This window comes from Staphylococcus sp. HMSC072E01, from assembly GCF_001814125.1.
GTDB classification, from domain to species: domain Bacteria; phylum Bacillota; class Bacilli; order Staphylococcales; family Staphylococcaceae; genus Staphylococcus; species Staphylococcus hominis.
This window is the reverse complement of the sequence record NZ_KV814962.1, coordinates 85,634-111,750: the sequence shown is the minus strand read 5'-3', so window position 1 is coordinate 111,750 and position 26,117 is coordinate 85,634. Positions and strand designations below refer to the sequence as shown.

At 29.2% G+C, this 26,117-nt stretch carries 26 protein-coding genes and 1 pseudogene; 8 read left to right on the top strand and 19 right to left on the bottom strand.

The genetic code is table 11. From position 1 onward, the window contains the following. Positions 1 to 24 precede the first annotated feature (24 nt). Entirely contained in the window at positions 25 to 948 is a 924-nt protein-coding gene (locus HMPREF2953_RS02420) for a CobW family GTP-binding protein (RefSeq protein ID WP_070671605.1), read from the bottom strand. 222 nt (positions 949 to 1,170) lie between these two features. Here HMPREF2953_RS02420 and HMPREF2953_RS02415 point away from each other — a divergent pair, with 222 nt between their 5' ends. Beyond that, positions 1,171 to 1,608 (top strand): global transcriptional regulator MgrA, encoded by a 438-nt coding sequence (locus HMPREF2953_RS02415; RefSeq protein ID WP_070671604.1) that lies wholly within the window; start codon positions 1,171 to 1,173, stop codon positions 1,606 to 1,608. 115 nt (positions 1,609 to 1,723) lie between these two features. Here HMPREF2953_RS02415 and HMPREF2953_RS02410 read toward each other — a convergent pair whose 3' ends face one another. Beyond that, positions 1,724 to 3,391 carry an amino acid ABC transporter ATP-binding/permease protein gene (locus HMPREF2953_RS02410; protein ID WP_070671602.1) on the bottom strand — a complete coding sequence of 556 codons (1,668 nt, stop codon included), beginning with the start codon at positions 3,389 to 3,391 and terminating at the stop codon, positions 1,724 to 1,726. Next, entirely contained in the window at positions 3,375 to 5,018 is a 1,644-nt protein-coding gene (locus HMPREF2953_RS02405) for an ABC transporter ATP-binding protein/permease (protein ID WP_070671600.1), read from the bottom strand. The genes HMPREF2953_RS02410 and HMPREF2953_RS02405 overlap by 17 nt, the downstream gene beginning before the upstream one ends. Before the next feature lie 287 nt (positions 5,019 to 5,305). Between HMPREF2953_RS02405 and HMPREF2953_RS02400 the strand changes: the two genes are divergently transcribed. From HMPREF2953_RS02400 to HMPREF2953_RS02385, 4 genes and pseudogenes are all read left to right on the top strand, one after another. Continuing rightward, a complete protein-coding gene (locus tag HMPREF2953_RS02400; RefSeq protein WP_002455649.1) occupies positions 5,306 to 6,175 on the top strand; it encodes an undecaprenyl-diphosphate phosphatase in 870 nt (289 codons plus the stop codon). A gap of 141 nt (positions 6,176 to 6,316) precedes the next feature. Next, positions 6,317 to 6,769: pseudogene (locus HMPREF2953_RS02395) on the top strand (hypothetical protein); the annotation flags it as partial. 23 nt (positions 6,770 to 6,792) lie between these two features. Then, a complete protein-coding gene (locus tag HMPREF2953_RS02390; RefSeq protein ID WP_049335023.1) occupies positions 6,793 to 7,254 on the top strand; it encodes a YaiI/YqxD family protein in 462 nt (153 codons plus the stop codon). Beyond that, positions 7,251 to 7,817 (top strand): LOG family protein, encoded by a 567-nt coding sequence (locus HMPREF2953_RS02385; protein ID WP_070671599.1) that lies wholly within the window; start codon positions 7,251 to 7,253, stop codon positions 7,815 to 7,817. Before HMPREF2953_RS02390 ends, HMPREF2953_RS02385 begins: the two co-directional genes overlap by 4 nt. Before the next feature lie 225 nt (positions 7,818 to 8,042). Here HMPREF2953_RS02385 and HMPREF2953_RS02380 read toward each other — a convergent pair whose 3' ends face one another. The 4 genes from HMPREF2953_RS02380 to HMPREF2953_RS11615 all read right to left on the bottom strand — a co-directional run bounded on the left by HMPREF2953_RS02380 (position 8,043) and on the right by HMPREF2953_RS11615 (position 9,788). Further along, entirely contained in the window at positions 8,043 to 8,588 is a 546-nt protein-coding gene (locus HMPREF2953_RS02380) for a GNAT family N-acetyltransferase (RefSeq protein WP_002449584.1), read from the bottom strand. A gap of 100 nt (positions 8,589 to 8,688) precedes the next feature. Then, entirely contained in the window at positions 8,689 to 8,985 is a 297-nt protein-coding gene (locus tag HMPREF2953_RS02375; RefSeq protein WP_002449559.1) for a hypothetical protein, read from the bottom strand. Positions 8,986 to 9,139: 154 nt separating this feature from the next. Then, on the bottom strand, positions 9,140 to 9,517 hold the full coding sequence (locus HMPREF2953_RS02370) for an SA0632 family lipoprotein (RefSeq protein ID WP_049437518.1): 378 nt from the start codon (positions 9,515 to 9,517) through the stop codon (positions 9,140 to 9,142). A 67-nt stretch (positions 9,518 to 9,584) separates the two neighbouring features. Further along, positions 9,585 to 9,788, bottom strand: coding sequence for a GNAT family N-acetyltransferase (locus tag HMPREF2953_RS11615; protein ID WP_083310577.1), 204 nt, complete (start codon positions 9,786 to 9,788; stop codon positions 9,585 to 9,587). A gap of 370 nt (positions 9,789 to 10,158) precedes the next feature. Here HMPREF2953_RS11615 and HMPREF2953_RS02360 point away from each other — a divergent pair, with 370 nt between their 5' ends. Further along, the gene (locus HMPREF2953_RS02360) at positions 10,159 to 10,848 is read left to right on the top strand and encodes a DUF1129 family protein (RefSeq protein ID WP_002455652.1); all 690 of its coding nucleotides are present in this window, start codon (positions 10,159 to 10,161) and stop codon (positions 10,846 to 10,848) included. Between the two features lie 186 nt (positions 10,849 to 11,034). Here HMPREF2953_RS02360 and HMPREF2953_RS02355 read toward each other — a convergent pair whose 3' ends face one another. The 3 genes from HMPREF2953_RS02355 to HMPREF2953_RS02345 all read right to left on the bottom strand — a co-directional run bounded on the left by HMPREF2953_RS02355 (position 11,035) and on the right by HMPREF2953_RS02345 (position 13,806). Beyond that, positions 11,035 to 12,255 carry a sugar efflux transporter gene (locus HMPREF2953_RS02355; RefSeq protein WP_070671597.1) on the bottom strand — a complete coding sequence of 407 codons (1,221 nt, stop codon included), beginning with the start codon at positions 12,253 to 12,255 and terminating at the stop codon, positions 11,035 to 11,037. Positions 12,256 to 12,301: 46 nt separating this feature from the next. Next, positions 12,302 to 13,156 (bottom strand): LysR family transcriptional regulator, encoded by an 855-nt coding sequence (locus tag HMPREF2953_RS02350; RefSeq protein WP_002449569.1) that lies wholly within the window; start codon positions 13,154 to 13,156, stop codon positions 12,302 to 12,304. A gap of 92 nt (positions 13,157 to 13,248) precedes the next feature. Beyond that, positions 13,249 to 13,806 carry a ribonuclease FAU-1 family protein gene (locus HMPREF2953_RS02345; protein ID WP_049335018.1) on the bottom strand — a complete coding sequence of 186 codons (558 nt, stop codon included), beginning with the start codon at positions 13,804 to 13,806 and terminating at the stop codon, positions 13,249 to 13,251. A gap of 215 nt (positions 13,807 to 14,021) precedes the next feature. Here HMPREF2953_RS02345 and HMPREF2953_RS02340 point away from each other — a divergent pair, with 215 nt between their 5' ends. After that, positions 14,022 to 15,125 carry a 5-methyltetrahydropteroyltriglutamate--homocysteine S-methyltransferase gene (locus HMPREF2953_RS02340; RefSeq protein ID WP_070671595.1) on the top strand — a complete coding sequence of 368 codons (1,104 nt, stop codon included), beginning with the start codon at positions 14,022 to 14,024 and terminating at the stop codon, positions 15,123 to 15,125. A 108-nt stretch (positions 15,126 to 15,233) separates the two neighbouring features. Here HMPREF2953_RS02340 and HMPREF2953_RS02335 read toward each other — a convergent pair whose 3' ends face one another. The 5 genes from HMPREF2953_RS02335 to HMPREF2953_RS02315 form a co-directional block, all read right to left on the bottom strand. Next, a complete protein-coding gene (locus HMPREF2953_RS02335) occupies positions 15,234 to 15,725 on the bottom strand; it encodes a cupin domain-containing protein (RefSeq protein ID WP_049335017.1) in 492 nt (163 codons plus the stop codon). Beyond that, positions 15,725 to 16,441: a YebC/PmpR family DNA-binding transcriptional regulator gene (locus HMPREF2953_RS02330; RefSeq protein ID WP_002455657.1), complete on the bottom strand. Its 717-nt coding sequence runs from the start codon at positions 16,439 to 16,441 to the stop codon at positions 15,725 to 15,727. The genes HMPREF2953_RS02335 and HMPREF2953_RS02330 overlap by 1 nt, the downstream gene beginning before the upstream one ends. A gap of 140 nt (positions 16,442 to 16,581) precedes the next feature. Continuing rightward, positions 16,582 to 16,944, bottom strand: a complete 363-nt coding sequence (locus tag HMPREF2953_RS02325) for a transcriptional regulator, SarA/Rot family (RefSeq protein WP_049335015.1) — start codon at positions 16,942 to 16,944, stop codon at positions 16,582 to 16,584. A gap of 149 nt (positions 16,945 to 17,093) precedes the next feature. After that, complete coding sequence (locus HMPREF2953_RS02320; RefSeq protein WP_070671593.1) at positions 17,094 to 19,232, bottom strand: helix-turn-helix transcriptional regulator; 2,139 nt, start codon at positions 19,230 to 19,232, stop codon at positions 17,094 to 17,096. Positions 19,233 to 19,533: 301 nt separating this feature from the next. Then, positions 19,534 to 20,202, bottom strand: a complete 669-nt coding sequence (locus tag HMPREF2953_RS02315) for a Bax inhibitor-1/YccA family protein (RefSeq protein WP_070671591.1) — start codon at positions 20,200 to 20,202, stop codon at positions 19,534 to 19,536. Between the two features lie 444 nt (positions 20,203 to 20,646). Between HMPREF2953_RS02315 and HMPREF2953_RS02310 the strand changes: the two genes are divergently transcribed. Further along, positions 20,647 to 21,441 (top strand): CHAP domain-containing protein, encoded by a 795-nt coding sequence (locus HMPREF2953_RS02310; protein WP_070671589.1) that lies wholly within the window; start codon positions 20,647 to 20,649, stop codon positions 21,439 to 21,441. Between the two features lie 68 nt (positions 21,442 to 21,509). On the opposite strand, the gene HMPREF2953_RS02305 is transcribed toward HMPREF2953_RS02310, so the two are convergent. From HMPREF2953_RS02305 to HMPREF2953_RS02290, 4 genes are all read right to left on the bottom strand, one after another. Beyond that, entirely contained in the window at positions 21,510 to 22,514 is a 1,005-nt protein-coding gene (locus HMPREF2953_RS02305) for an inorganic phosphate transporter (protein ID WP_049335011.1), read from the bottom strand. A gap of 14 nt (positions 22,515 to 22,528) precedes the next feature. Beyond that, positions 22,529 to 23,146, bottom strand: coding sequence for a DUF47 domain-containing protein (locus HMPREF2953_RS02300; protein ID WP_002449132.1), 618 nt, complete (start codon positions 23,144 to 23,146; stop codon positions 22,529 to 22,531). Positions 23,147 to 23,407: 261 nt separating this feature from the next. Next, positions 23,408 to 25,297 carry an FtsX-like permease family protein gene (locus tag HMPREF2953_RS02295; protein WP_070671587.1) on the bottom strand — a complete coding sequence of 630 codons (1,890 nt, stop codon included), beginning with the start codon at positions 25,295 to 25,297 and terminating at the stop codon, positions 23,408 to 23,410. After that, the gene (locus HMPREF2953_RS02290) at positions 25,287 to 26,048 is read right to left on the bottom strand and encodes an ABC transporter ATP-binding protein (RefSeq protein ID WP_070671585.1); all 762 of its coding nucleotides are present in this window, start codon (positions 26,046 to 26,048) and stop codon (positions 25,287 to 25,289) included. Before HMPREF2953_RS02290 ends, HMPREF2953_RS02295 begins: the two co-directional genes overlap by 11 nt. Positions 26,049 to 26,117 lie beyond the last annotated feature (69 nt).

Below are 26,117 nucleotides of genomic sequence, written 5' to 3'. Positions count from 1 at the left end.
TCACATAAAAATTAAGGAATCATTTTAAGTAAATTGAATCATTTCTAACTGGTTTTTCAAACGTGTTGTATCAAGCATTTCACCAATAATAACAATAGTTAATGGAACTTCTCTATCAGTTATTCCATAAGTAGGTAATCCCATTGAAAATTGGAATTCGTATGTTGAATCCGACTGATCTTTAAATTTTACAAATCCTTTTAATCTGAATACTTCATCTGGCAAACGCATTATAAATTGGTAAAATAATTGTCGATCAATAGGAGAACTAAACGTATATTTCATAGATTGTACATTGTGATGGTGGACATGAACATGTCTATTAATATCAGCAGCTTTATTTTTCACTACTACATCATCTAATTTACTATATGTAGTCACGTAAATCGTTGCTTTATTATTAATAGAAACCAATTGTTTTTTTATATTTTCTAATTCTACTTGGGTCACTAAATCTATTTTATTAAGAATAATTATATCACTATATTTAATTTGCTCTTCCATTAACTCATTCGTCTCTACCGTATATTTCATTCTATTATTAAATCTTAACGCATCAACAAGGCCTATTATTTTAGGAATTTCCACGTCATTAACTATTGTTGGATCTTGACACGCTGCAAAGACTTCTAAAGGATGTGCAATTCCAGTCGATTCAATAAGAATGTGTTGACTTTCACCTTCTTTAATAAGTGATTGTAATTGTAATACTAAATCATTATTTAAGTCACAACATACGCATCCATTGATTAATGATTTTACAGTAATATCTTCTTCGATAAGTAAACTATCAACGTCAAAAGAACCGAATTCATTCATAATAATTGTTATTTTCTCATCTTTTTTTAATAATTGGCGTATATAATTATTCAAAAGTGTAGTTTTACCACTTCCTAAAAAGCCACTAATTATTGTAATAGATATTTTTTGTTTTTTATTATTTATCATTTTAAAAACTCATTTCTATATAAAATGTATTTGAAATTAATATTATAAAAATGTACGTTAGATTACACTTGATTAAAATAGTGTTTTCTTCTAAAATTTAAGCATACTTTAATTTTAGCATGGCATTGAAATGAAGTGTGTGATAATTTATATTTTACACAACATAGACGAACTTTAATCCGAAATAAAGAGAAACGGATAAATGTCTGGAGGAGAACTTTAATGTCTGAACAACACAATTTAAAAGAGCAACTTTGTTTTAGTTTGTACAATGCACAAAGACAAGTAAATCGCTACTATTCAAACAAAGTCTTTAAAAAGTACAATCTTACTTACCCACAATTCTTAGTTTTAAGTATTTTATGGGAAGAATCCCCTGTAAATGTTAAAAAAGTAGTCACTGAATTAGCTTTAGATACAGGTACAGTATCACCCTTACTAAAAAGAATGGAGAACGTTGATTTAATTAAACGGGAACGTTCTGAAATTGACCAACGTGAAGTATTTATTCATCTTACTGAAAAAAGTGAAAATATTAAACCCGAATTAAGTGATGCATCTCAAAAAGTTGCCATCGCTTCTTCTTTGAGTAACGATGAAGTCCATGAACTTAATCGTCTATTAGGTAAAATTATTACTGCTTTTACCGAAAGCAAATAATGTGACATGCTAGTACTAAACTAATTAAAGTTATTCATTTCAAAATGTAATTTATATATTTATCAATAGTAGAAAACCTGAGATCATTTTTTAAAGCTATCTCAGGTTTTTTATTTTATAATTTATTAATATGAATCATGCGATTTAAATAACCCTTATTTTGACTTAATGATACATAATCTCCGTACTCAACAACCTCACCTTCAACCATTACGATAATGGTATCGAAATATGGAAGTAAGTCTAAATCATGTGTAGCAACAACTAATGTTTCTGCTTGCTTGTTAATTTCTTTCATTACATTGGTCGTATTATCTTCATCAAGCGCTGTAGTTGGCTCATCTAATAGCCAAATGTTAGATGATTTTAAAAATAAACGTGCTAAAGATAAACGTTGAATTTCACCGCCAGATAAAGAAGTTCCATCTAAAGTCAATTGCGTGTTCAAATTTAAGTAACTTAAATTCAACATATTTAAAACATCGATTAAGTTTTCATCTTTTTGATTAGATAATAAATTTTCTCTAACAGTACTATCAAATATTTGTTGAGATTGTAATAACGCATTGATTTCATTATATCTATCGTTTTCATTAATTTGAGTAATAGATTGTCCGTATAACTCAACACGACCTTCTTCTATTTCATATAATCCACATAGCAGTTGCATTAACGTACTTTTTCCTGAACCAGAAGGTCCAATGATAGCTACTTTTTCACCTTTATGGATGGTTAAATTAATATCGTTTAATACTAATGTTTCTTGATTAAAATATTTAAAGTTTAGATTAGAAATACTAAATACAGGTTCTTGTTTCGTCTGTACAGTTAACTTAGGTGTAGTGATCAAAGAATGAAACACCTCATTAATATCTGTTAACGCTTGATCTGTATCTGCTTTATAATAAGCAAAATTACTCATTGGAATAGCCTGTTCGAACAAAGTTAAAATCATTAATATCATACTCGTTACATATATAACATCTAAATATCCATGTTCAATTTGTACCACGGCTAAAGCTAAACTTAAAAAAATCGTTATAATAGAAATGAGATTCAATATATAATCATAAAATGTTAAAAAACGATTTTCTTTAGCTTGTAATCTATCATAGTATTCTAATGACTTAACGACTTTCTTTTTATATGCATCTTGTTGATTAAAAGTAATTAACTCTTGATAACCCGCTTTATAATCATAAAACTCACCCAACATTTTTTGTTCATGAGTAGTAACTTGTTGTTTAAGTATGCGTACACGCTTAGCACTTAGCCATGGTATAATCCATAAATAAAATAGCATACTTATGACAATTAAAATAGCATGAGCAATACTAAAATAAATTAATGCAACAGCAGCAATTAGCGCAGTTAAACCTATTACAAAAGGAGGATAATATACACGTAAATATATATTTTGTAGTGACTCTACTTTATTGACCATTCTTGAGATTAAATCACTCGATCTAAATTTACGATAAATATTAGGCACTCTTGGAAAAAGTTGTTTTACAAACTGTACTCTTATATTCCTTAACATTGTAAATGTAGTTCGATGGGATAATAACCTTTCAACATATCGCGTCATAGCACGTAAAAATCCAAATAATTTTACAGAAACGACAAGTATCATCAATGCGTAAATAGGCATGCCTAGTGCACTTTGAGTTACCATATATCCACTTAAAAAGAACATTGTAAGTGCTATTAGGCTTCCGGTAATGCTTACTAATATTGCTAAAAATAAATCTTTATCTAAATGAAATTTAATATGTGGTTTCATCTTTATTCACCACCTTATTTAATTGCGTAGAAATTTGATTATCATCTTTAATAAGATGACCTTCTTTTACATATAAACGTCGGGTTGCACGACGTATAGTCGAATTACGATGTGCGATTGTAATTGTGGTAGCATGCTTAAAGTTATGCTCTAATGTTTGTTGAACAACACGTTCAGTTTCAATATCTAAACCTGTAGTAGGCTCGTCAAATATTAGAATACTTGGACGTAGTAATAGTACTCTACAAAGTTCTATTCTTCTCATTTGACCACCAGATAACATTTCCCCACCTTCACCAATTACAGTGTGAATTCCTTTATTTAAGCTTAAAATCTTTTCTTTAAGTCCTACTGTTTCTAAAGTTTGTAAAATTTTTTCATCTGAAACCTCATTAAACATTGTAATATTATCTTTAACAGACGCTGAAAAAATATATGGCCGTTGGTTTAACATACCTATATCTGTAACTTCAGAATTAAATATAATGCGACCTTTTGTAGGTGTTATCATTTGCTGAATAAGATTCGCTAATGTGGATTTTCCAGCGCCACTTGGACCAACAATTGCAATTTTTTCTCCTTGATTGATCGAAAAAGTTATATCTTTTAAGGCATATAGAGTCGTATTAGGATATTGATAACTTACTTTATCGAAATAAATTTGATTTTGCTGATTCTGATTTATGGTAGGCGTGTTGATATTTGATTCTTCAACATTATTTAAAAAATCAAAAATAATATCACTTGCTCCTTCACTTTGTTTACCAGTATGGAAGGCTTGACCTAAATCTTTAATTGCATTGTAAAATTCTGGCGCTAAAATAATCGCAATTACAGCAATTTCAAAGTTGATATGGTGAAACACGACTAAACTTAACGTCGCTTCTAGTGCAATTAAACCAATACCTAACATACTTATAAACTCAAGCATAAGGCCAGATAGAAATGCACTTTTCAAAATTTTCATCGTTAAATCCCTAAAGCGTGTGCTCTCTTTATATATGCGATTTTCCGTCTCCGTTGTTCGTCTAAATAGTCTTAAAGTAATCAAACCTTTAGCTATATTTAAAAAGCGTTGGCTAAATTGATTTAAATACGTCATTTGTTCTTTAGATTCGTCTCGTGTTTTCAAGCCAAAAATAATATAAAATAATGGAATAAATGGTGCAGTAACCGCCATAATAATAGCAGTATTAAGATGTATAAAACACATTACAATAATAATGACGAAAGGTATGAACATAGATTTAAACACTTGTGGCAAGTAATTATTAAAAAAGGGTGTAATTCCATCTATAACTTCAGTTAAAATGTTTGTTTGTACGCCAATTGAAGCTTTAGACTTACTTGTTACTATTTTTTGACGAAGGTCATGTTTAACTTTGTAAGCTAAAATATCACCTAATCGTTGATTCAACATATTAAACGTTACTCTCAAAATTAATACGATTAAAATAGTAAATAACAATGGATAAATAGCTGAAACCTTGTGGTACAAGACTTGATTCAAAAACCCAGCAATTCCAATATTTTGAATCACTACACATATGGCTAACAATACACTAGTCATCCCCATAAAAATTGGAAATAATTTATATTTAAAGACTAAACTCATTAAATTTTTCAAATTTCTTCACCTAATGCTTTATTATAGAAGCTTGATCACAAATAATCATTTAATTGATTTCAAAGTTAAGTGACAATATTATGTCATTTCTTTGAATTAATTATCTTTCACACAATACAACAAAATAGTTTTTTTATTTCAAAACAATATGACATTATTATCATATCCACCGGTAATTATTAGTAAATTATTATTTCAATATGCTATGATAATAAAGTGAATTTTTTAAAATAAAACATTTAGCAAAAATGAAAGTTCATTTTTTACATAAAAGAAAGAGGTTACTTATGATAATTATTGAATTTATTAAGGCGTTAATTTTAGGTATTGTAGAAGGTCTTACTGAATTTGCTCCTGTTTCATCTACAGGACATATGATTCTTGTAGATGATATGTGGTTACAATCGTCTCAATTTTTAGGTTCTCATTCAGCTTTTACTTTTAAAATTGTCATTCAACTCGGTTCTGTGTTTGCTGCTGCATGGGTGTTCCGTGAACGTTACTTCGAAATGTTACATATCGGTAAATACAAACATGTTGCTCATAGTGAGGGAATGCGTTCTAAACCTCGCCGATTGAACTTACTCCATGTATTAGTAGGTATGATTCCAGCTGGAATTTTAGGTGTTCTTTTTGATGACTTTATTGAAGCGCATTTATTTAGTGTACCCACTGTAATGATTGGTTTATTCATTGGTGCTATTTATATGATTATTGCTGATAAATACAGTACTAAAGTAAAGCACCCGCAAACAGTCGATCAAATTAATTATTTCCAAGCATTTGTCATTGGTATTTCTCAAGCAGTTGCAATGTGGCCTGGTTTCAGTAGATCTGGATCAACAATTTCTACTGGGGTATTAATGAAACTCAATCATAAATCTGCTTCTGATTTCACGTTTATTATGGCAGTCCCAATTATGTTAGCTGCAAGTGCATTATCATTACTTAAAAATTATCAATATATTGATCTTGCACATGTCCCATTTTATATCATTGGATTCTTAGCAGCATTTATTGTCGGTTTAATTGCAATTAAAACGTTCTTACATTTAATTAATAAAGTGAAGTTAGTACCATTTGCGATTTATCGAATCGTACTAGTTATTTTCATTGCTATTCTTTATTTCGGATTCGGTATTGGTAAAGGAATTTAATGATATCACACTAAAATTCTTTTTGAATTTTAGTGTTTTTTTATAAAAATTTCAGATAACTATTTTAATCTAGTGCAATCGTTTGAATTCCTGTATCATAGGGTAATGAAAGAGAAAGAAAATTTTATGGGGGGAACGAGTATGGACAAAAAACAAGTTATTAAAACAGCAATTAACGTGTTACCGATATTTATCGTACCACTAGTTGTAGAACGTAAAAAAATGAAGTCTCATCCAGATGTTCAAAAAGCTTCGCATGCAACTTCACATGCTACACATACGGTAGCAAATAAGGCATCTAGTGTTAAAGATTACCTTGGTGATAAAAAACAAGAGTTCGATAATAAACGTGAACTCAAAAAAATTGCTAAAGAAAATGATCCTAAATATATTAAGAAAAAAGGATCAAAATTAGCTAAAAAGAACCATAAACAATCTTCTAAATTAGAGAAAAAACTTCAAAAAAATATTGATAAACGTCATAAAGAAGAAGAAAAAATTCAAAAACATAATGAAAAACAGCGAATTAAAGAAATGAAGAAATATGATAACTATAATGCTGACAGTATTATTACTCAAGATAAAGCGTTACATTCAGAAAAGGTTACAAATAAATAATGACAACCATATTTGTTGATGGTGATGCTTGTCCAGTCGTTAATGAAATTATTGATTTAACAGCTGAGACAGGCTTTTTTGTTACGATTTTACGGAGCTTTAGTCATTTTTCTCATTCTCATTATCCAAGTCATGTAAATATACTATACGTTGACGATGGACCAGATGCAGTTGATTACAAAATTATACAACTTGTAACAACGAGTGATATTGTGATTACTCAAGACTATGGATTAGCTAGTTTATTACTAAAGAAAGCTAGAATTATAATGCATCATAAAGGATTTATCTATAACGAAAATAATATAGATATATTACTTCAACAGCGTTATAATAATGCACAAATTAGAAAACAAGGTGGACGTCATAAAGGACCCTCCCCTTTTTCAAAAGCAGACCGACAGTATTTTTGTGATGTTTTTCAAACCTTACTTAATCAATTAATGGAGGATACAAAATGAAACGTATAGCAGTATATTGTGGAGCAAGTAAAGGGAATAATCCCATTTATGTTAAAGAAGCGTATCAATTAGGAAAATATATGGCTGAACAAGGTTATGAACTCATTTTTGGAGCTGGTTCAGTAGGTATCATGGGCGCTATTCAAGACGGCGTACTAGATTACGGAGGCCATGCAATTGGAGTGATGCCTAAAATGTTAGATGAACGTGAAATTACTAGTCAAAAAGTAAGTGAGCTCATTCTTGTAGACTCAATGCACGAACGCAAAGAAAAAATGACTGAATTAGCAGATGCTTTTGTTATGGCACCAGGAGGAGCTGGTTCTCTTGAAGAATTTTTCGAAATGTATAGCTGGGCACAAATTGGTATACATCAAAAACCAATCGGCATCTTTAATTTAAATGGATTCTTTAATCCGCTTCAAACTTTGATTGATCATATGATTGAAGAAGGTTTTATCGATAAAAAATATAAAGCGTTAGCACCTTTATATAATACTAAAGAGGCTCTAATTGATGGATTACTTAATTATAAATCTCTTGGTGTTAGAACCTATGATTGATTAATACTATAAAAAAGATGGGCCAACGAATTCTTTTTGAATTCGTTGGCCCATCCTGGTTTCGGCACCCAAATGTAGAGACTTTCGTGTTGAGTGTTTCTATATTTAGGTTTAGGACTAGCAATAAATTTGTTTTTTATCGTCACATTTTTTATGTAGCCCATGACTTTTAATATGCTAAAAAACCTCTGGGGTTTCTATCTATTTTCTAGTCTTTATTAATATTTATATGTTTAACTTTTTTTGATATCTTACATGTCTTTTAAGTGGATGATATTTACTTAGTTCAGGTAGTTCAAAATAATCAAATAATGACATTCCAATTTTTTCCATTACTTTTCGAGAGGCCAAATTCCCCTCAGCTGTAAGACTAAATACTTCTTCTATGCCTTTTTCTTTTGCATACTCTAAAACAGCCATAGCACCTTCAGTAGCAATACCATTCCCCCATACTTCAGGGATAAGTCGCCATCCAATTTCATATATAGGTAAATTTTCAAAAGGATATTTACTATCTTTTGGTAAGTAGTTTAACCCTATATATCCTAACCATGCTCCTGTCTCTTTAAGCTCAACAGCAAACAGCCCAATTCCTTTTTCCTTTAAAATGTCATCCATTTGTTGCATATCTAATTCTGAACGTCTATAACTTAATAGACTTGGAAAATAGCGTCTTACCTGAGGATTTGCATTCATTTTTTGAAAAGATAATAAATCTTTTTCTTCCCAATCACGCAATCTCAATCTTTCTGTTTCTATATAAACAACCATTTATCCACACTCCATTACCCAAATACAATTATGAAAAAAGTGTGACATGGAGTATATAACCATAACACACTTCGTTTCGTTCATTTTGATTAAAAGATTATTAATTTTTTGAAATATAACTTATTAATTCGATATGTACTGGAATCTCTTTTAACTTATTACGTTGATTTTTAGGTGCTACAAATGTTGCATCGATATAATCATTACGATGATTAAGTTTGAAAGTAGCTACAAATGTATCACTTTCTGATTCAAAATTTGGCAAGTGTGCCACAACACGTTTAATGTCTCCAGTTGAATGAGTTACTGTACGTCCAGTAATATTTTCAATCTCTTTACCTAATTCTGGAAGTGTAATGTCACGTCCCTCTAAGATTTGAAAATCATGTTCATGCATAGTTATCTCTCCCATACTATAAATTATGTGCTAAATTTTATTATTATATTTTTAAACTTTATTTTCAAATATATGAATATTATATTCAAAATGTATTTAAATACTATTACCCTTCTTATTCTATCACCAAACCTGCAGCCTTTTAAAACCTATATTAGTTACTCTTTGTAGACGAACTAGAACTTGTATTATTATTTGATTGTTCACTATTTGAGTCACTACTTTGTTCTTCAGTACTACTAGAACTTTCATTTGATAAATTCGTTTGATTTGAGTTATCCTTTTTGGATTTTTCAGTTTCTTGTTTAACTGATTCTTTGGCAACAGAACTATCTACTTCTTTTTGTAACTTTTCTCGTTGCGCATTGAGCTTTTCTTTTTGTTTCTCTAGATTATTTTTTTCATTTTTTAAATCTTTATTTTCTTTTTCTAGCTGTTTAATATCATTTTCTAAAGATACTTTTTCTTCACTTTTACCACATGCTGACAATATTAAAGTCGCTAATAGTAAAAGTACAATCCACTTCTTCATATATTTCTCCTTTAAATATATATCAATAACACTTATTTTAACATGAAATGTGGCTTGATTCATTTTATTATTTTAAGTCTTTTCGCATTTTAACATGAGCCATATTATATCCTTGGTTACGATTGATATGACTCATTTGTTTATTATTCGCCTCCACTGTGCTTTCGATAGAATGAGCATCTTTTTCTATCGTCCATTGTTCTAATGTCAATTTTAAATTAGTAGCTATCCTACTGTTTCGAAAATGAGGGTGTGTATATAACATTTCCATCGTTACCACTTTCGTACTCGTTTCAAATTGATCTCAAGTGAAAGCAAAAGGTTCTCTAAAATCATGGTTTGACTCAATAACATAAATAATATCTTGGTTCATTTTTAATCTTCTCTCAAACATTTCTTGTCTTAATGCTATAGAAAGTGTTGTAGCATGATAATTTAATTCACTTTTTCTAAGTAATATTCATGAATACGTGCAATATTCTCAATTAATTGATAATTAGTCATTGAAAGAACTCTCTTTTTATATTCTCCCTATTTATACATTATATTCTTTACATAACTATGATATGATTATTCATATTTAATATGTAATAATCAACTTTTAAAATTTTTAAACATTTTTATTTTTAAGGGGATAATAAATGAAATCGACTGCAACATTAGCCCGTGAAAACAACGTAAAATCAATGCGTTTAAATAATACGGATCGAGAAATTTTTGAAAACTATATGACTTATATTAGAGCAGATTTACGTGTAAATCCACATGATAGTGAACTCATGCTCAATCGTATTTTGAAGGAGTTACTTGCCGCAGAGAAGGATGGAACTTTAGCGCTTGAATTTTTCGATCACGATCCAAAAGCACATGCTAAAAAACAACTTAAATCCCTACCAAATGAAACAATTAAAAATATTGTTAAATCTATTTTTAGAAATTTTATCTTTTTAGTGGGTATATTCTTTTTCTTTAAAGGGTTTATCGGTTTTTTTATTCCTGATAATCATAATGAAGTATATTTATATACCTTTCCCATTACGCTCTTCATTGGTTTAGCTATTATATTTCTCTTTATTTTAGTCGTTTTTAAAACTGTTCAATTACAGTGTTTTAATAATTCGCATTGGATTTGGTGGTTTAATTACTGTATTATCGCATTACTAGTAGTAGCACTGTTTTATGTGTTTTTTATTCCACAGTCATTTTTGGCATATGGACCTAGTATTCGAATTAATAATTGGGCATTTATTATCATCTCTCTAATTATTACACCTATTGCTTTCTATATAGAACATCATTTTGTTGATGAAGATTCAAATACTGTGTTATAAAAATATTAAATAAGAGCCTAGAACATTATTCTCAGAAAAATAACAACTCATTGATCTATATATAAACAAAATAATTATAAAAAAAGACCCTTTTCCTATTATTTCAATAGAAGAAGTGGTCTCTTTCATTTGTCGAAGTATTTAATGTCCTAGATTTTTATTTTCATACATCATCATTTCTATTAATTATTGTATATTCATACTTGAAGATGTAAACTTTTGATCTTTAGTGAACCATATTAAAATCATCCCAATAAAAATAGATAAGGCAGAAACATAAAAAACGTTTTCTAATCCGACCCAATGACTCATTACGCCCCCTAATAAGTTTCCACATAATTGTCCTATTACCATTGCATTAGCAAATAAAGTCGAAGCATAACCAGGAAAGTCAGGTAATATATCTTGGAAATAACTAATACCCAGTCCTAATAAAATCGCTAAATAAAATGCTAAAAATACTTGTCCTATCATCATCATATATATATTTTCAAATATACCAATACTAAAATAGAATAGACCACCACTTATGGCTCCTAGTATAAGCAAAGTGCGTGTAGATAATTTGGATGCTAAAATCCCCAATATAACCATAAAAGGAACCTCTAAGCCGGCACATAAACTTGCTAAAGTACCTACATAACCTTCTCGTTCTTTCAAATATTCTGTAACGAATAATGGCATATTCATTGTATACATCCACTGACCAATATGTAGAAGTATAAAAGCAATAAATGGAATAAATAACGTTTTATCTTTTAACATATTAGGTGCAGTTATTTCAATACTAGCAGTATCTTTAACTTGGTCGTTTATAGTCAGATTTAAATCCTTATAAAAGAATATTTGTAACAACAGTGTAAATAATAAAATGATAACCGTGCCGCCAAATAGCCCTGCATAACCCATAAATTGAATGAGGTATGCACCAATGAGTGGACCAAATAAAAAGCCAAAAGAGAACATTGATCTTAATACAGTATTAGCAAATTTCGCATTATTTCTTGATGAAGACGCATTAATAGATTCTCTAGCAGATGCATATAATTGGGGCATTGCAGGTGCGAATAATCCTTGAAATATCGCATATACTATAATAAATAGCCATATATGATGTATGTAAAAATATATAGAAAAACTAAGTGCCCCCATAAATAGTGCGCAAATAATAAGTATTTTCCGATTAAGATGATGTGTATCTGAAAATCTAGCGACAATCGCATTTACAGTAAATTGACTTACTGCAGCCAAAGCCAAAAGCACACCAAACTGATTTGTCGACATTCCTAGTTCTTTTGTTGCGAATAAAACAAAGTATGGCACTGTAATGGCAATACCCATTCCTAAGAGCATCATATTAATAAGAAATAATTTATAGTTTTTAATATGCAATAGTGCTGAAAACATATACTATACCTCTATTCTTCTTTTAAATTGCAATATTGATTAACTATTATTTAGTAAAATTAAGCATTAAAGATACAAAAGCATCAACTTGTGGTAGTTGCAATATACTACTATCATAACTCATATATGTTGAGCGGATTAACGGAAGACTATCAATATTGACTTTTTCAAATTCAAAAACGTGATGATCAATATTCTTCATCATTATTTCTGGAAGAATGGTTACGCCTACACCACTTATTAGCATTTCTTTACATGTTGCCACTTGATCTACTGTAATAGTAGCATGATAATCTTGTCCAAATTTTTCACTATACCAATGATTAATTTGATTTATATATATTGGATCTGCTTGAAATTCAATAAATGGTAATTTTGAAACATCTTCATGACGTTCTTTTGGATAAATAAAATAATGTTCATCATCAAATAAATGGATATTTTTTAAATTCATTACTTTATTCCCTCTAGTAATTAAAAGGTGATAATCTCTATGATTAGACCTAATTTGCTCTGTTGAACCCACTTGAACCTGTATTTCTACATTAGGAAATTGTGTATTATACAAACTCAATACACGGGGCAATATTGTTTGTCCAATTAAAGATGAACATCCTATAGATATGGTTCCATTGACTTCCCCTATATGTGCTTGTATTTTGTCAAAAAACATTTTTTCTCGATTCAACATATCACGTGCATGTTCGATGATCATTGCACCTTCTGTAGTAGTAATCAATTGTTTTTTAGTACGAATAAATATTTCTACTCCAAACGCATGTTCAATTGTTTTTAAGCGTTGCGTGACTGCTGGTTGTGATATATATAAAATTTCAGCAGCTTTTCTTAACGTTTTCGTTTCATCTAATGTAATTAATAATTGATAATCTTCAATTTTCATAGCTTCCCCCTTATGTTTATCCACGAATACGGCTATGATGGTAAATAAAATTGATACTATTTCATTATTGTTTTAGTACTAAAGAAATATAATTACGCTTTCTTATGCTTATTTAATTTACCTATCATCTTTTTATAACAATGCATAATTCGATGATGTATCTCTGCAAAATTGTCATCAATCTCAATCATCAATTGATGAGCGATAATATAGGCCTCATGGAATTGTTTCTTCGTAATTTTTCCATTTTTCAAAGCTAGTTCTAAATCATGTTCATCTACTAACTCATATTCACCGGTGGATGGTAAAACCAACACATCTAAAAATAAATCTAATGTTCTCGCGTTCCCTTTTTGAGTAATATTTTTAATGTTAATATCAAAATAGTACTCTAATGGATTCCCCTTATCATCAAACATTGCAGTAATACTATAGCGTTTTTTTTCCGGCAGAATTTGTAACCATTTATAGTTATTATCTACTACAACTACATTTTGATCGACCACCGTCACCTCTAAAGGCTCACGCACCTTTTTCATCGTGACCAAGCCAATAATACCTTTAAACCTATTATTATTTACCTTAACTTCTATGTAATCACGTTCAATTAGGCGACGCCAGTGACGTTTATCTATGTATTTAATTTTCACAAAGCCACCAACTCCTTGTCATTATTATATTAAACTAAGTAAACCATGTCATCTTATGGCATGTTTTATTACTTTTAACATATAAATTTATTAAATTTTTAATTTCATTTTACTATAACTATTAAATTTTTAGGTAAAATTGACAAAAACACTAAGTTTTGATAGTTTTGTTCTATATTATCTGAAAATTCTAAATAAAAGGAGCGTTTTTAATTATGACAGTTAGACCTTTTCGAGCAGATCACGTGGGAAGTTTATTACGTCCTAAGCGCCTAAAAGAAGCGCGATTTAAATTTAATAATAACGAATTATCTTTAGATGAATTAACACGTATTGAAGATGAAGAAATCGAACGTATTATTGAAAAACAAATTGAAATTGGTTTACATAGCATTACAGATGGAGAATTTCGTAGAAGTTGGTGGCACTTTGATTTTCTAGAGAATATTAATGGCGTTGAAGGATATACTCCTGATCATGGATTAGAATTCGAAGGTGTAGAAACACGTGCACATAATGTGAGAATTGTGGACAAAGTATCATTTAATCCAAATCACCCACACTTTGAACACTTTAAGTTTTTATATAAAAAAGTGGCTGGTCGCGCAACTGCTAAAGTATCAATACCTAGTCCAAATCAATTGTTCCATCCTAATATTTTAAACGAAACGATTTATCCTAATATAGAAGATTTTGCAAATGATATTGCAAAAGTTTATCATGAGACGTTACAAGCATTTTATGACTTAGGAGCACGCTATATTCAATTAGATGACGTATACTGGGCTGGTTTAACTGACGGTACTCAAAAAGTGAGAGGTCGTCAACGCTCTGAAGATGAAAAACTAAAAGCACGTGATTTAGCCTATAAAGTGATTAATAAAGCTATCGAAGGACTACCAAATGATTTAATTCTGACTACCCATATTTGTCGTGGTAACTATAAATCAACTTGGGCAATTTCTGGAGGATATGAAGCCATCGCCCCTTACCTATTTAAAGAAAATTTAAATGGTTTCTTTTTAGAGTATGATGATGAACGTTCAGGTGATTTCGAACCGCTTCGTTTCTTTAATGACAATGCTTATGCAGTTCTAGGACTTATCACCTCTAAAACAGGTGAATTGGAAAATAAAGAAACAATTAAAAAAAGAATTAAAGAAGCAGAACAATATATAAATATTGACCATATCTGTATTAGTCCACAATGTGGTTTTGCTTCTACAGAAGAAGGCAACGCTCTAACTGAACAAGAACAATGGAACAAATTAGCCTATGTTGTAGAATTAGCTAATGAACTTTTTGGCACTGCTGAATAGAAAATGGTCAGAAATGTTGTCCTCTATCTCTTTTTAAAATAAATCTTTTAAAAAAAGACACTTCATTAATGTAGTTATACTTAACTCGATTAATGAAGTGTCTAATTATTAATACTCAATGTTTTTCAATGCATATTTTTGAATCATTCTGCGATATTGTGGATATGCTTCTGTCAACTCATCTTGTGTGAATAATTCAAAATACTTAAATTCAAATGCAGGTTGACACATACAGCCTACTAAACTATACCCTTCCGAATGAGGTACACTCGAAGCAAAAATGGTTCCTTTGGGAACAACATATTGTAGTACTTCTCCATGGTCTACATTTGGACCTAACAAGACACTACGATATTGGCCATCTTCAGTTAACATATGTATCTCTAGTGATACACCAGCATGATAATACCATACTTCATCAGCATCTATACGATGAAAATGCGAAATATCATCTGCTTTTAATAAGAAAAGTATACTACTAAAAGATGCCCTTTCATCTTTCTTTACACCCTCCGGTCGAATAGTTTCTTTATAATATCCACCTTCTGGATGAGATTCCAAGTCTAACGATTGTATCCAAAACGAAGCCGTGTGTTTCACTATTTTAAGTCCACATTATGGAAAACATTTTGAACATCTTCTAAATCTTCAAGTGCATCAATAAGTTTTTCAAGTGTTGCTTGATCATCTGCTGAAAGTTCAATATCAGTCTGAGGTAACATTTCAAACTCTGCAATTTTAAAGTCTTCTACACCTGATTGACGTAGTGCCTCTTGTACTTGTGCAAATTGATCAGGTTCTGCATACACAATCGTCAAGCCATCTTCTTCAATAACGTCTCTTACATCTACATCTTGTTCCATCAATGTTTCTAGGACGTCATCGGCAGATTTTCCTTCGACACCAAACGTTGCAGTATGGTCAAACATATAAGCCACTGAACCAGATACACCCATATTACCACCATTTTTTCCAAATGCTGCTCTAACATCTGATGCTGTACGATTCACGTTATTAGTTAAGGCGTCTACAATAAGCATGGAACCACTTGGACCAAATCCTTCATAACGTAGATGGTCATAATTTTCATCTCCACCGCCTTTAGCCTTATCGATGGCTCTATCTATAATATGATTTGGAACAGAATATGTTTTTGCTCTTTCTAGCACAAGTCTTAATGCTTGATTTGATTCAGGATCTGGCTCTCCTGATTTAGCTGCTACATAAATTTCTTTACCAAATTTTGCATATATTCTACTAGTGTTTTTATCTTTTTGGGCTTTTTTTTCTTTAATATTATTCCATTTACGTCCCATATTGTCATCTCGCTTTCTTACTCAATAATACTTATTATATAGTATTAATAATTTATTGTCTAAATTGAAAAAAACGTTACTTCCTTATAAAAAATAAAATACTGACAAAGCATCCCCTTGTCAGTACTCTCCCAATTCATTTAGTTAATATCTAAAAATCTTTCTACATCATTAAATAAAGCATTAAATTGATCAATATTAGATTTATTCATATAGATAAAAATTTTACGTTCATCTTCTGTTGATCGAACCTTACTTAATTTCTCTTTTTCTATTAGTCTGCGTATAGAAACAAGTAATTTTGTTCTACTTAATTCTAGTTCTTCAATTGCAACTTTTAAGAATGTTTGCATTAAAATTTGATCGTCTGCTGTGTATTCATAAGCTAATTTTAATAAAGCTAAATCATTTAAGGTTAGTTTGTATTCTTTGTCTATATATTCAGACAACGCTTTATATTGTTTATAGATTTTTAGCAAGCGATTTAATTCATCGTTACTCAAGCATTTGCACCTCCAATAAAAGCGAACAATTCAACATATATTATCCTTTAATTTTGAAATTCTGTCTTTTGCATTTGTTTTGAATTTTTTGTTAAATTTACCAACAAACTCAAATATTGTTGTGCAAAACTTTTTTGAGATGAAATTTATTATTTGTATATTTCAATTATATAAAGCCCGTTATAATCAAGTTTAATTTGTAAAGCCTCTTTATTAAAGTCATGTTCTCTAATTTTAAAAGAAGGATGTAATAAATGATTTACTTTCTTCAAGAATGTTTTAGACCATTGATAACGATTACGTATGTCTTCAGTAATAATATGATTAATATTGCCGTTATAATCATCAATCTGTTGAATTTTTATAAGATGATTTTTATTTGTCTTATGTTTAAAATCTACATATATATCCGTTTTTTCATAATTAGCATTTCGTGATTCACTTTCTAGAACACGCCAATCATATATAAATAGTATGAATTTATTTTCTTTTTCAATCACTATATAATGATCTTTAATGTATTTTGGTTCCTGACTAAGCGTCATGATATATGTCATCATTGTTCCTAATATTGTTTTAAAACCTTTTTCATCAAAAAGATGTAAAGCATTAAATTGATGCCTATCCTGTCTAAAATTGAAACCAATACCGTCAAAGTGTTGAGCTGATTTAATACTTGTTTCTACAATTAACGGAGCACTACTATTTAAGTCATTATATTCACTATTTAAAAACACATGATTTTCAACGTTTAAAAATATGATTCTTTGATTTTCTAAATCGATGTGATTTAAAATTTCACGTATATTTTGATAATGTAATATATTCTTTACTAATAAACGATTATTACCTTCTATTAAATAGGGTTGATTTAGTTTTGAATTATCAATAAATAAAAATTGGAAATTCACTCTTTTGATTTGCGATTCTAAAGTTTTAAATAAAACTGGATTATTTAGCAGGTTGCTAATTTCTAATCCAAAAGAAAACCGATTTGTTTTATGTTGTATTTTTAATATCATACGATAAATGGCTTTTAAATCAATCTTTTCTAAATCAAAAACAATACCTAATTCGTGATTTACATTTACTTCAACTTGGTGTATTTCAAGATAATCTAATACATTTTCATATGTCATTTCAAGGAAGTTAATTAGGTTTAAATCCTCAAGTTTAAAACTTATATTTAGATTTTTTCTAATAATATATTCAAATATTCGCTGAAGTTCTTTAACAGTGAAGTGTTCTTTTATTTCCTTCATATCCACTCTTACATAAATCATTAATGATGGACTCTCGTCAAGATAATCGATATATTTTTCTAAAAACAACAGTTTTATTTCTTCAATCGTATTGATTTGTACTACACATTGATAAGGTTTAATAAACGTATCTAATTGTGAATCGATATATATTTTATGTTCTGTTTTCTTTTGATAATAATATTGTTGTGACAGAATTATATCTCTTATATTTTGTAGACTATCATCAATATGAGTTTCATAATCCATAAAAATTATTTTTTCATATTTATTACATGATCTATATTCATTTGGTGTCATTCCCATATAACTTTTGAACGTTTTAGAATAACTTGATGCACTACTAAACCCTACTTTTTCACTAATTAAACTAATCGTATCGTCTGTTTTCAATAATAATTCAAATGAATTTGCAATTTTCAAAGTGTCTACATAAGTTTTAAAACTAATATTTAACAACTGTGTAAATTGTGATGATAAATTAGATTTAGATGTAAATAGATTAGATGAAACGTCTTTTAATGTTAATTTCTTTTCAATATTTTCGTTAATATAGTCTAATACTTCACTTAACTCCCCATAATAAGCATAATTATATTGATCATTAGCAATATCTATTTCAACACTACCTTGTCTTCCAATAATTTGAACAATGTCAACTATGTATTTGTTATCTTCTGAAACAGATTTATGATTAATATGATTCATTGTGATCTGTAATAATGCTTTTTTTATTGCATTAATAGATTTAACTAAATTAATTGAATATTTATAATCAAAGAAATTAAATCCTTCTTCTTTAAACCAATCACTTGCAATATAAATCATTAATGTTTTCTCATTCTTATTAATTGAAAAAATATCTTTATTGTTTATAACGTAGAGATCATTATTAATCGTCACTTTTTTGGCAAAATGTTGAATTTCTAATGAACCTTCTATTGGGAACAGCAATATGATACCATCTTGACAACGTGTCATTTGATATTCATGCTTAGTAAGTACCTGAAAATACCCATTAGACATATACTAACCTCTTTCTAATCTTGGTAGTCCTTCTTTTAATGTGTTTATATAAAAATGCTAATTTATAAGTGTTTAAATGTAAATCTATCACAACATTAATACTAAATCAAAAATATGTATAAAATTAAATTAAGTTTGATTTTATATTAAATATATTTCATAATTATTTAAAAAAGATGCTCTATAATTGCCTTCTTACTTTAATAAAATAAACAGCTTAGACTACTCTTTATTTAAAATGTTTTGAAAACAATGTGAGAACATCTTTTCTAAATATTCAACTTATTATAAATATGAATGACTAGTTTTTAAAGCGGTTTGCTAAATTCAATATATCTTTGATGATGTTTAATAAATTAAGAAATAAATTAAACCCCATTTCTCTTGGCGTAAATCTACCATGTTTCATGCGATTAAAATCAAATAATGTATATAGTAAAAACAAGACTAAACTAACCATTGTAATAACGATATGGAATATTGAATTGTGAATAAATAAGCCAACTAGACTAGCAATAATAAGGGCAATTAACGTTACAAATAAATATTTACCTAAGCTAGAAGCATCATTAATAACAAAATACCCCAATATTCCAAATACAATGAACGCTATAATGGCTAACAATATATTTTTATAAAAAACCTCTGCTCCTAAATTTTGCATATACATTGAAAATGTTGCATACGATAATAAGCCAATAATAATAGCATAGATATGTGAAATAATAAGACCATATTTACGTGCTCTTTTAATAAATAACGTCGCTAATACAATGATAAATAATGTAATTGATAAAGGACGTCGCCATTCTACTGGCAAATATTGACCTAAATAACAGCCAATCCCAAAAATAAGCCAATAATATGTAAAAAATAGCCAAACTTTACGATATGCATGATTTTGTTGAGTATTATCTTTTGAACGTACGTTCTGATGTTGATGATTTACTAAATTTGAAGAACTTGACATCTTATACTCCTCTTTTAAATAGTATCTTACAAATATTGTACAATATTTGTTAAGAATACAAAAATAGTATAATTTATTTACTTTTAAGTAAGCATGCAATCAAGAAAATATAAAAATTATTACAAGTTTAAATCATTAAACACAATTCACCCTACCTCTTACATGATACGTACTTGCTTCAATTTTACTATAAGAAATATTACAAATTTCTTTTCAAAGAAATTTAATTTTATCTAAATAAAACTGTTAAAAACTACTGTATCAAGGCTTTTATCTATTTACAAAAAATAGTATTACTTTTAATAATATTACAAGATAATAACAACCCACATATTCTTATATTTTTTTGATAGTATATGCATGTGATATAAAAAGATGAATTATACAAATTTAACAATATTAAATTCTAAAAATAAATTTTAAAATTCAAGGAGGATACGTAACTTGAAAAAGTTAGCTTTTACGTTGTCTATTGCGTCAGGCGCTGTAGCATTCTTCTCTCATCATGCTGAAGCATCAACACAATATACTGTTCAACCTGGAGATTCCTTATGGAGTATTGCAAACAAATACAATACGTCTGTTGATGAGCTTAAACGAAATAATCAATTAAATGGTAATTTAATTTTTCCAGGACAGGTACTAACTATTAATGGATCATCTACTACTACATCAAGTAGTTTATCAAGTAAGTCTTCTACTACTTATACTGTTCAATCTGGTGATTCACTTTCTCGTATCGCTAATAAATATGGAACTTCAGTTACTAACTTAATGAATGCAAATAATTTGAAAAATTATTTAATTTATCCTGGTCAAGTATTAAAAATTCCAAGTAGTTCGAGTACTACAAACTCATCGTCTACTGCTGCTTCTCAAAGTACTGATTATACTTCACCAACCTTTAACCATCAAAATTTATACACTGCTGGTCAATGTACGTGGTATGTGTTTAATCGTCGCGCCCAAGCTGGATTACCCATTAGTACATATTGGTCTGATGCTAAGTATTGGACTTATAATGCTGCTTCAGATGGTTATATTGTTAATCATACCCCTGCTGTTGGATCAATTATGCAATCGACTGCTGGGTATTATGGCCATGTAGCATATGTGGAGCGTGTGAATCCAGATGGTAGTATTCTAATTTCAGAAATGAATTATACATATGGACCTTATAATACAGATACTCGTGTGATTCCTGCTTCATTAGTTTCTAGCTATAACTATATTCATTAATATGATTCAAACTACAAAATAAGCTTGAGACATGTTTATGTCTCAAGCTTATCTGTGGTTAATTTACCTTAAAGAAAAATATTTAAAATCCAAAATATAATTGCTGCTAAAATAGCAGAAATTGGCAATGTAATAATCCATGTAATAATCATACGTTGAGCTGTATTCCACTTTACACCTTTTGCACGATTTGATGCACCTACACCTAAAATTGATGACGATACAACATGTGTTGTAGATAATGGGAAGTGTAATGATGAAGCAACGAAAATCGTTAATGCTGAAGATAAATCAGCAGCTGCCCCATTAGCAGGTCGTATTTTCATTATATTTCCGCCTACTGTTTTAATAATTTTCCAACCACCAATTGCAGTTCCTAGACCCATTGCTGTGGCACAAGCAATTTTAACCCATAATGCTGGTTCCACATTCGTTGGATCTTGTAAATTCGCTACAATCAGGGCAAGAGTAATAATACCCATTGATTTTTGAGCATCATTTGTACCATGTGAAAACGATTGAAGCGCTGCAGTAAACATTTGGAAAAAGCGGAAATTACGATTTGCGCTCGTAAGATTCGCATTTTTAAAAACAATTTTAACAATTGTATACATGATAAAACCAACACAAAAAGCGATAATTGGTGAAATAATTAATACAATGATAATCTTAGTAAAGCCTTGGTAATGTAATACTGTAAACCCCTGTGCTGCTATTGCAGCCCCAGCAATAGCACCGATTAAGGCATGCGATGAAGAACTTGGTATACCATATAACCAGGTAATCAAATTCCAAACAATAGCAGCGATAATAGCCGCTAATACTACTACTAGACCATTTTGTAACTTAAATGGATCTACGATATCTTTAGTAATTGTTCCAGCTACCCCTGTAAAAGTAAGTGCACCTATAAAGTTCATAGCTGCAGCTAGAAAAATAGCTGTTCTTGGTGTCAATGCACGCGTAGAAACCGCAGTAGCAATTGCATTTGCTGTATCATGAAAGCCATTGATAAAGTCAAAGACTAGAGAAAATACAACGATAGCTATAGTGATGACTAATACATATTCCATAATTTAAAACTCCCTTAGCTATTTTTCATGATAATTGTTTCAAAGTTGTTAGCAACAGCTTGACATTTATCAGCGATATTTTCTAAGCTTTCGTAAATATCTTTAATTTTAATTAAAGTGATTGGATCTGTTTCACTATTAAAGATATGTTTAATTGATTGTCTTAATATACCATCACAATTTGTTTCAAATTCTTTGATATTAATTGAATGAATTCTCATGTGAGACAATTTTTTATCAACAAGTAAACCAACTGCTAATTTCATTTCAGCGACAGCTTTTTGAATATTGTCAACAAATTCAGCCATATATTCATCAGTATATTCAATTGAATACATTTCAAACATTCCAGATGTTTCTTCCATTGCATCAAGTACATCATCGATTGCATTACACAATGATAAAATGTCTTCTCGTTCAATAGGAGTGATGAATGTTTGATTTAAGTCGCTAATGACCTTGTGCATAAGTTCGTCACCATGTGACTCGTACGTTTTAATGTTATCAGAATAAGCTTTTAAATCTAAATGAGTGTTAAAATCCATTTTTCCGAATTCTACAGCTGCACGGTCCAGATTAAATACCATTTCTTCTAATTGAACCATAAACTTATCCTTTTTCTTAGTGAACATTATAATGCCTCCATTTTAGCGATTGCTATCAATCACATGTTTATTATTTAATTTAAGACAATTTAAAAATGAGCTACATTTACAATAGCTTATTTTAAAACATTATTTAGAAAGCTTTTGTAAAGTTTATGTAAATATAATGTTATACCAGTTACGATACACTTCTACTTAACACCTAATTTGTCTCTAATTGAAAATATCATAATTTTTTCATCTCTACAATAAATTTACAAATTCTTTACAAACTCGAAATATTCTCTCTTAAATTGAGTGATTGATCGTTCGCTTAGAATGATTATAAGCAATAACTGCAAACATACTATATACTATTGTATAAATAATCATAACTATAAAAATGGACATTTGATTTGTAAATCCTATAAATTTCATAAATACAAGTGCTGCAAAATATGCATGAAGTAAAGCAATAGCTAAAGGTAGTCCAAAGTTAAACGCCACTTTCAATTTTAGACCTCTAGCCATGTCTTTTTGAGTAAAACCTAATTTACGTAATATTGAGTAATTTTCTAATTCATCTTCTGTTTCATCAATTTGTTTAATATAGATAATACATCCAGTTGCTATAAGAAATGCAATACCTAAAAAAGAACTTACAAATAATAAAATTCCTGTTAAACTTGAAATTTCGCTTGCTATCTGACTTCTAGTTTTTAAATTCTGATTCATATGATTGATAGTCTTTTCTAATCTAGGTATATCTTTGGTATGTTTTAAATCAAAACCATGTTGAGAAATGATGTCCTTATTTTTAACATGTTGTTTTATAAATTGATAATCCCCGTTATTAAGCACGAGTGTCGGTCCACCTAAATCTATACTCTCTTTAAAATAAACTTTATGAATCACTTTTTGAAGTTGAACTTTAGTATGATGTCGTTTCGTACCAATCATTGCTGTTCCGTGTGGCCGATGTTTAGTTAATTCAGGAATAACATCTTCTGGGATAATTAAATCTGCTTGTCCTTTTTTCAAAGAAATATTTGAAAAGTAATCTTCACTTGTTATAGTCACCGAATAAGGTCTAGCTGCATTTACATCAAATAGATCATCTTTATATAAATGCGTGTACACTACTTGCTTATAATTATAGTTATATGCAATATGCTGTTGCTCTAATTGATATTTTAACTTTTCGGACAAGGTGTCGTTATTCGTTGTTACTTCATACGGTGATTCTAATAAAATTTCTTTACTTAAAGATCCTCGACTAATTGCTGCAAAACATAGGACAGATACAGTAATAGCAGAAATAATAGAAATGATTGTTAAAGAGAAAGCATTCTTTCTAATCCTAAACATTAATGAAGAAGTGAAAATAACATCATTTACAGTTACATTTCCACTTTTAAATGATTTAATTATTTTTAATATTAGAGACACTGAACTTCTGAAAAAGAAGTAGGCTCCGATCACAGTTAAAAATAAAATAATAAAAGGTAATACAATATCATCTAATAATTCAACAAATCGTGTGGATAAATAATATCCTGCCAAAATGAAAACAATACCTAAAATTCCTAGAATAATTTCTCCAAATGTAATATGTTTACCTGTTTCATCTATATATTCTTCAGACTCCATTAATTGTGTAACAGAATATTTATTTAAGAAAATGATAGCTTGAAGAATAATTAAAATATATGCAATGATTAAAATAAATAAGGTTTGAATTATAGCGTCTACACTAAAAATAAGTGATACCGAGGTATGTATACCTAATAATTTCAATATAATCATAAGTAAAATTTTAGACCCAACAATCCCTATAACCATACCTAAAATTGCAGTAATTAAGAAAATAAACAATTGTTCTAACATAAACATATAAATAATACTTACTTTATTTAACCCCATAATCTGTAATAGTCCCAATTCGTAACTTCGTCTTTTAATAAAAAGAATATTGGTATACATAATAAAGACAACGATGATTATAAATAGAAAATAACTTCCTATTTTAGAACCCTCTCTAATAATAGATAAAGACTCATGTATATGGAGATGATGAACGTATTTAATCGTAATAAAACTAAAATATAAAACAGTACTAATGACTAATGAAAACATATAAATAGCATAGTGCTTAATATTTCTTAGGAAATTTTTCCAAATAATATAGCTAAAACTCATAAACTTTGCCACCTAATATACTTTGGGCTCTTAATATTTCTTCATAAAATAATTGTTTATTATCTTGTCCTTGATAAATTTCAGTAAATATTAAGCCATCTTTCAACATTACAACACGATTAGAAAAACTTGCTGCAAGTGGATCGTGTGTAACCATAATAATAGTTACATCATAGATTTTATTTATTTTTTCAAAACGTATGAGTAAATCTCTAGTGTTCTTAGAGTCTAAAGCCCCTGTTGGTTCATCCGCAAAAATAATTTTAGGATATGTAATAAATGCACGTGCTGCAGATGTTCGTTGACGTTGTCCCCCTGAGATTTCAGACGGATATTTATCGCTAATATCATATATATTAAGCGCTTCAGTAATTTGTCTATAACGTTTATTCATTTCTTCCTTATTTAATTTAAGTACTGATAAAGGCAACATAATATTTTCTTTTACAGTAAGTGTGTGTAATAAATTATATTCTTGAAAAATAAATCCAATATCTTTTTTTCTAATTTCTGATAGTTCCCTATTTGATAACTTTTCCAATTGTTTTCCATTTAGTATGACAGATCCTTGTGATAAATAATCAATTGAACTTAAAACATTAAGTAATGTTGTTTTACCAGATCCAGAAGGTCCCATAATTGAAACAAACTCTCCTGTTTCAATGTTTAAATCAATGCCTCTTAACACTTGTTGTATCGTTTGTTTTGTCCCATATGTTTTAACAATTTGCTTTGCTTGTAATATTGTCAATTTAGAATGTCCCTCACTATCATATATTTTAACTATTGAATGATATAGATGAACCTGAGACGTCATTAT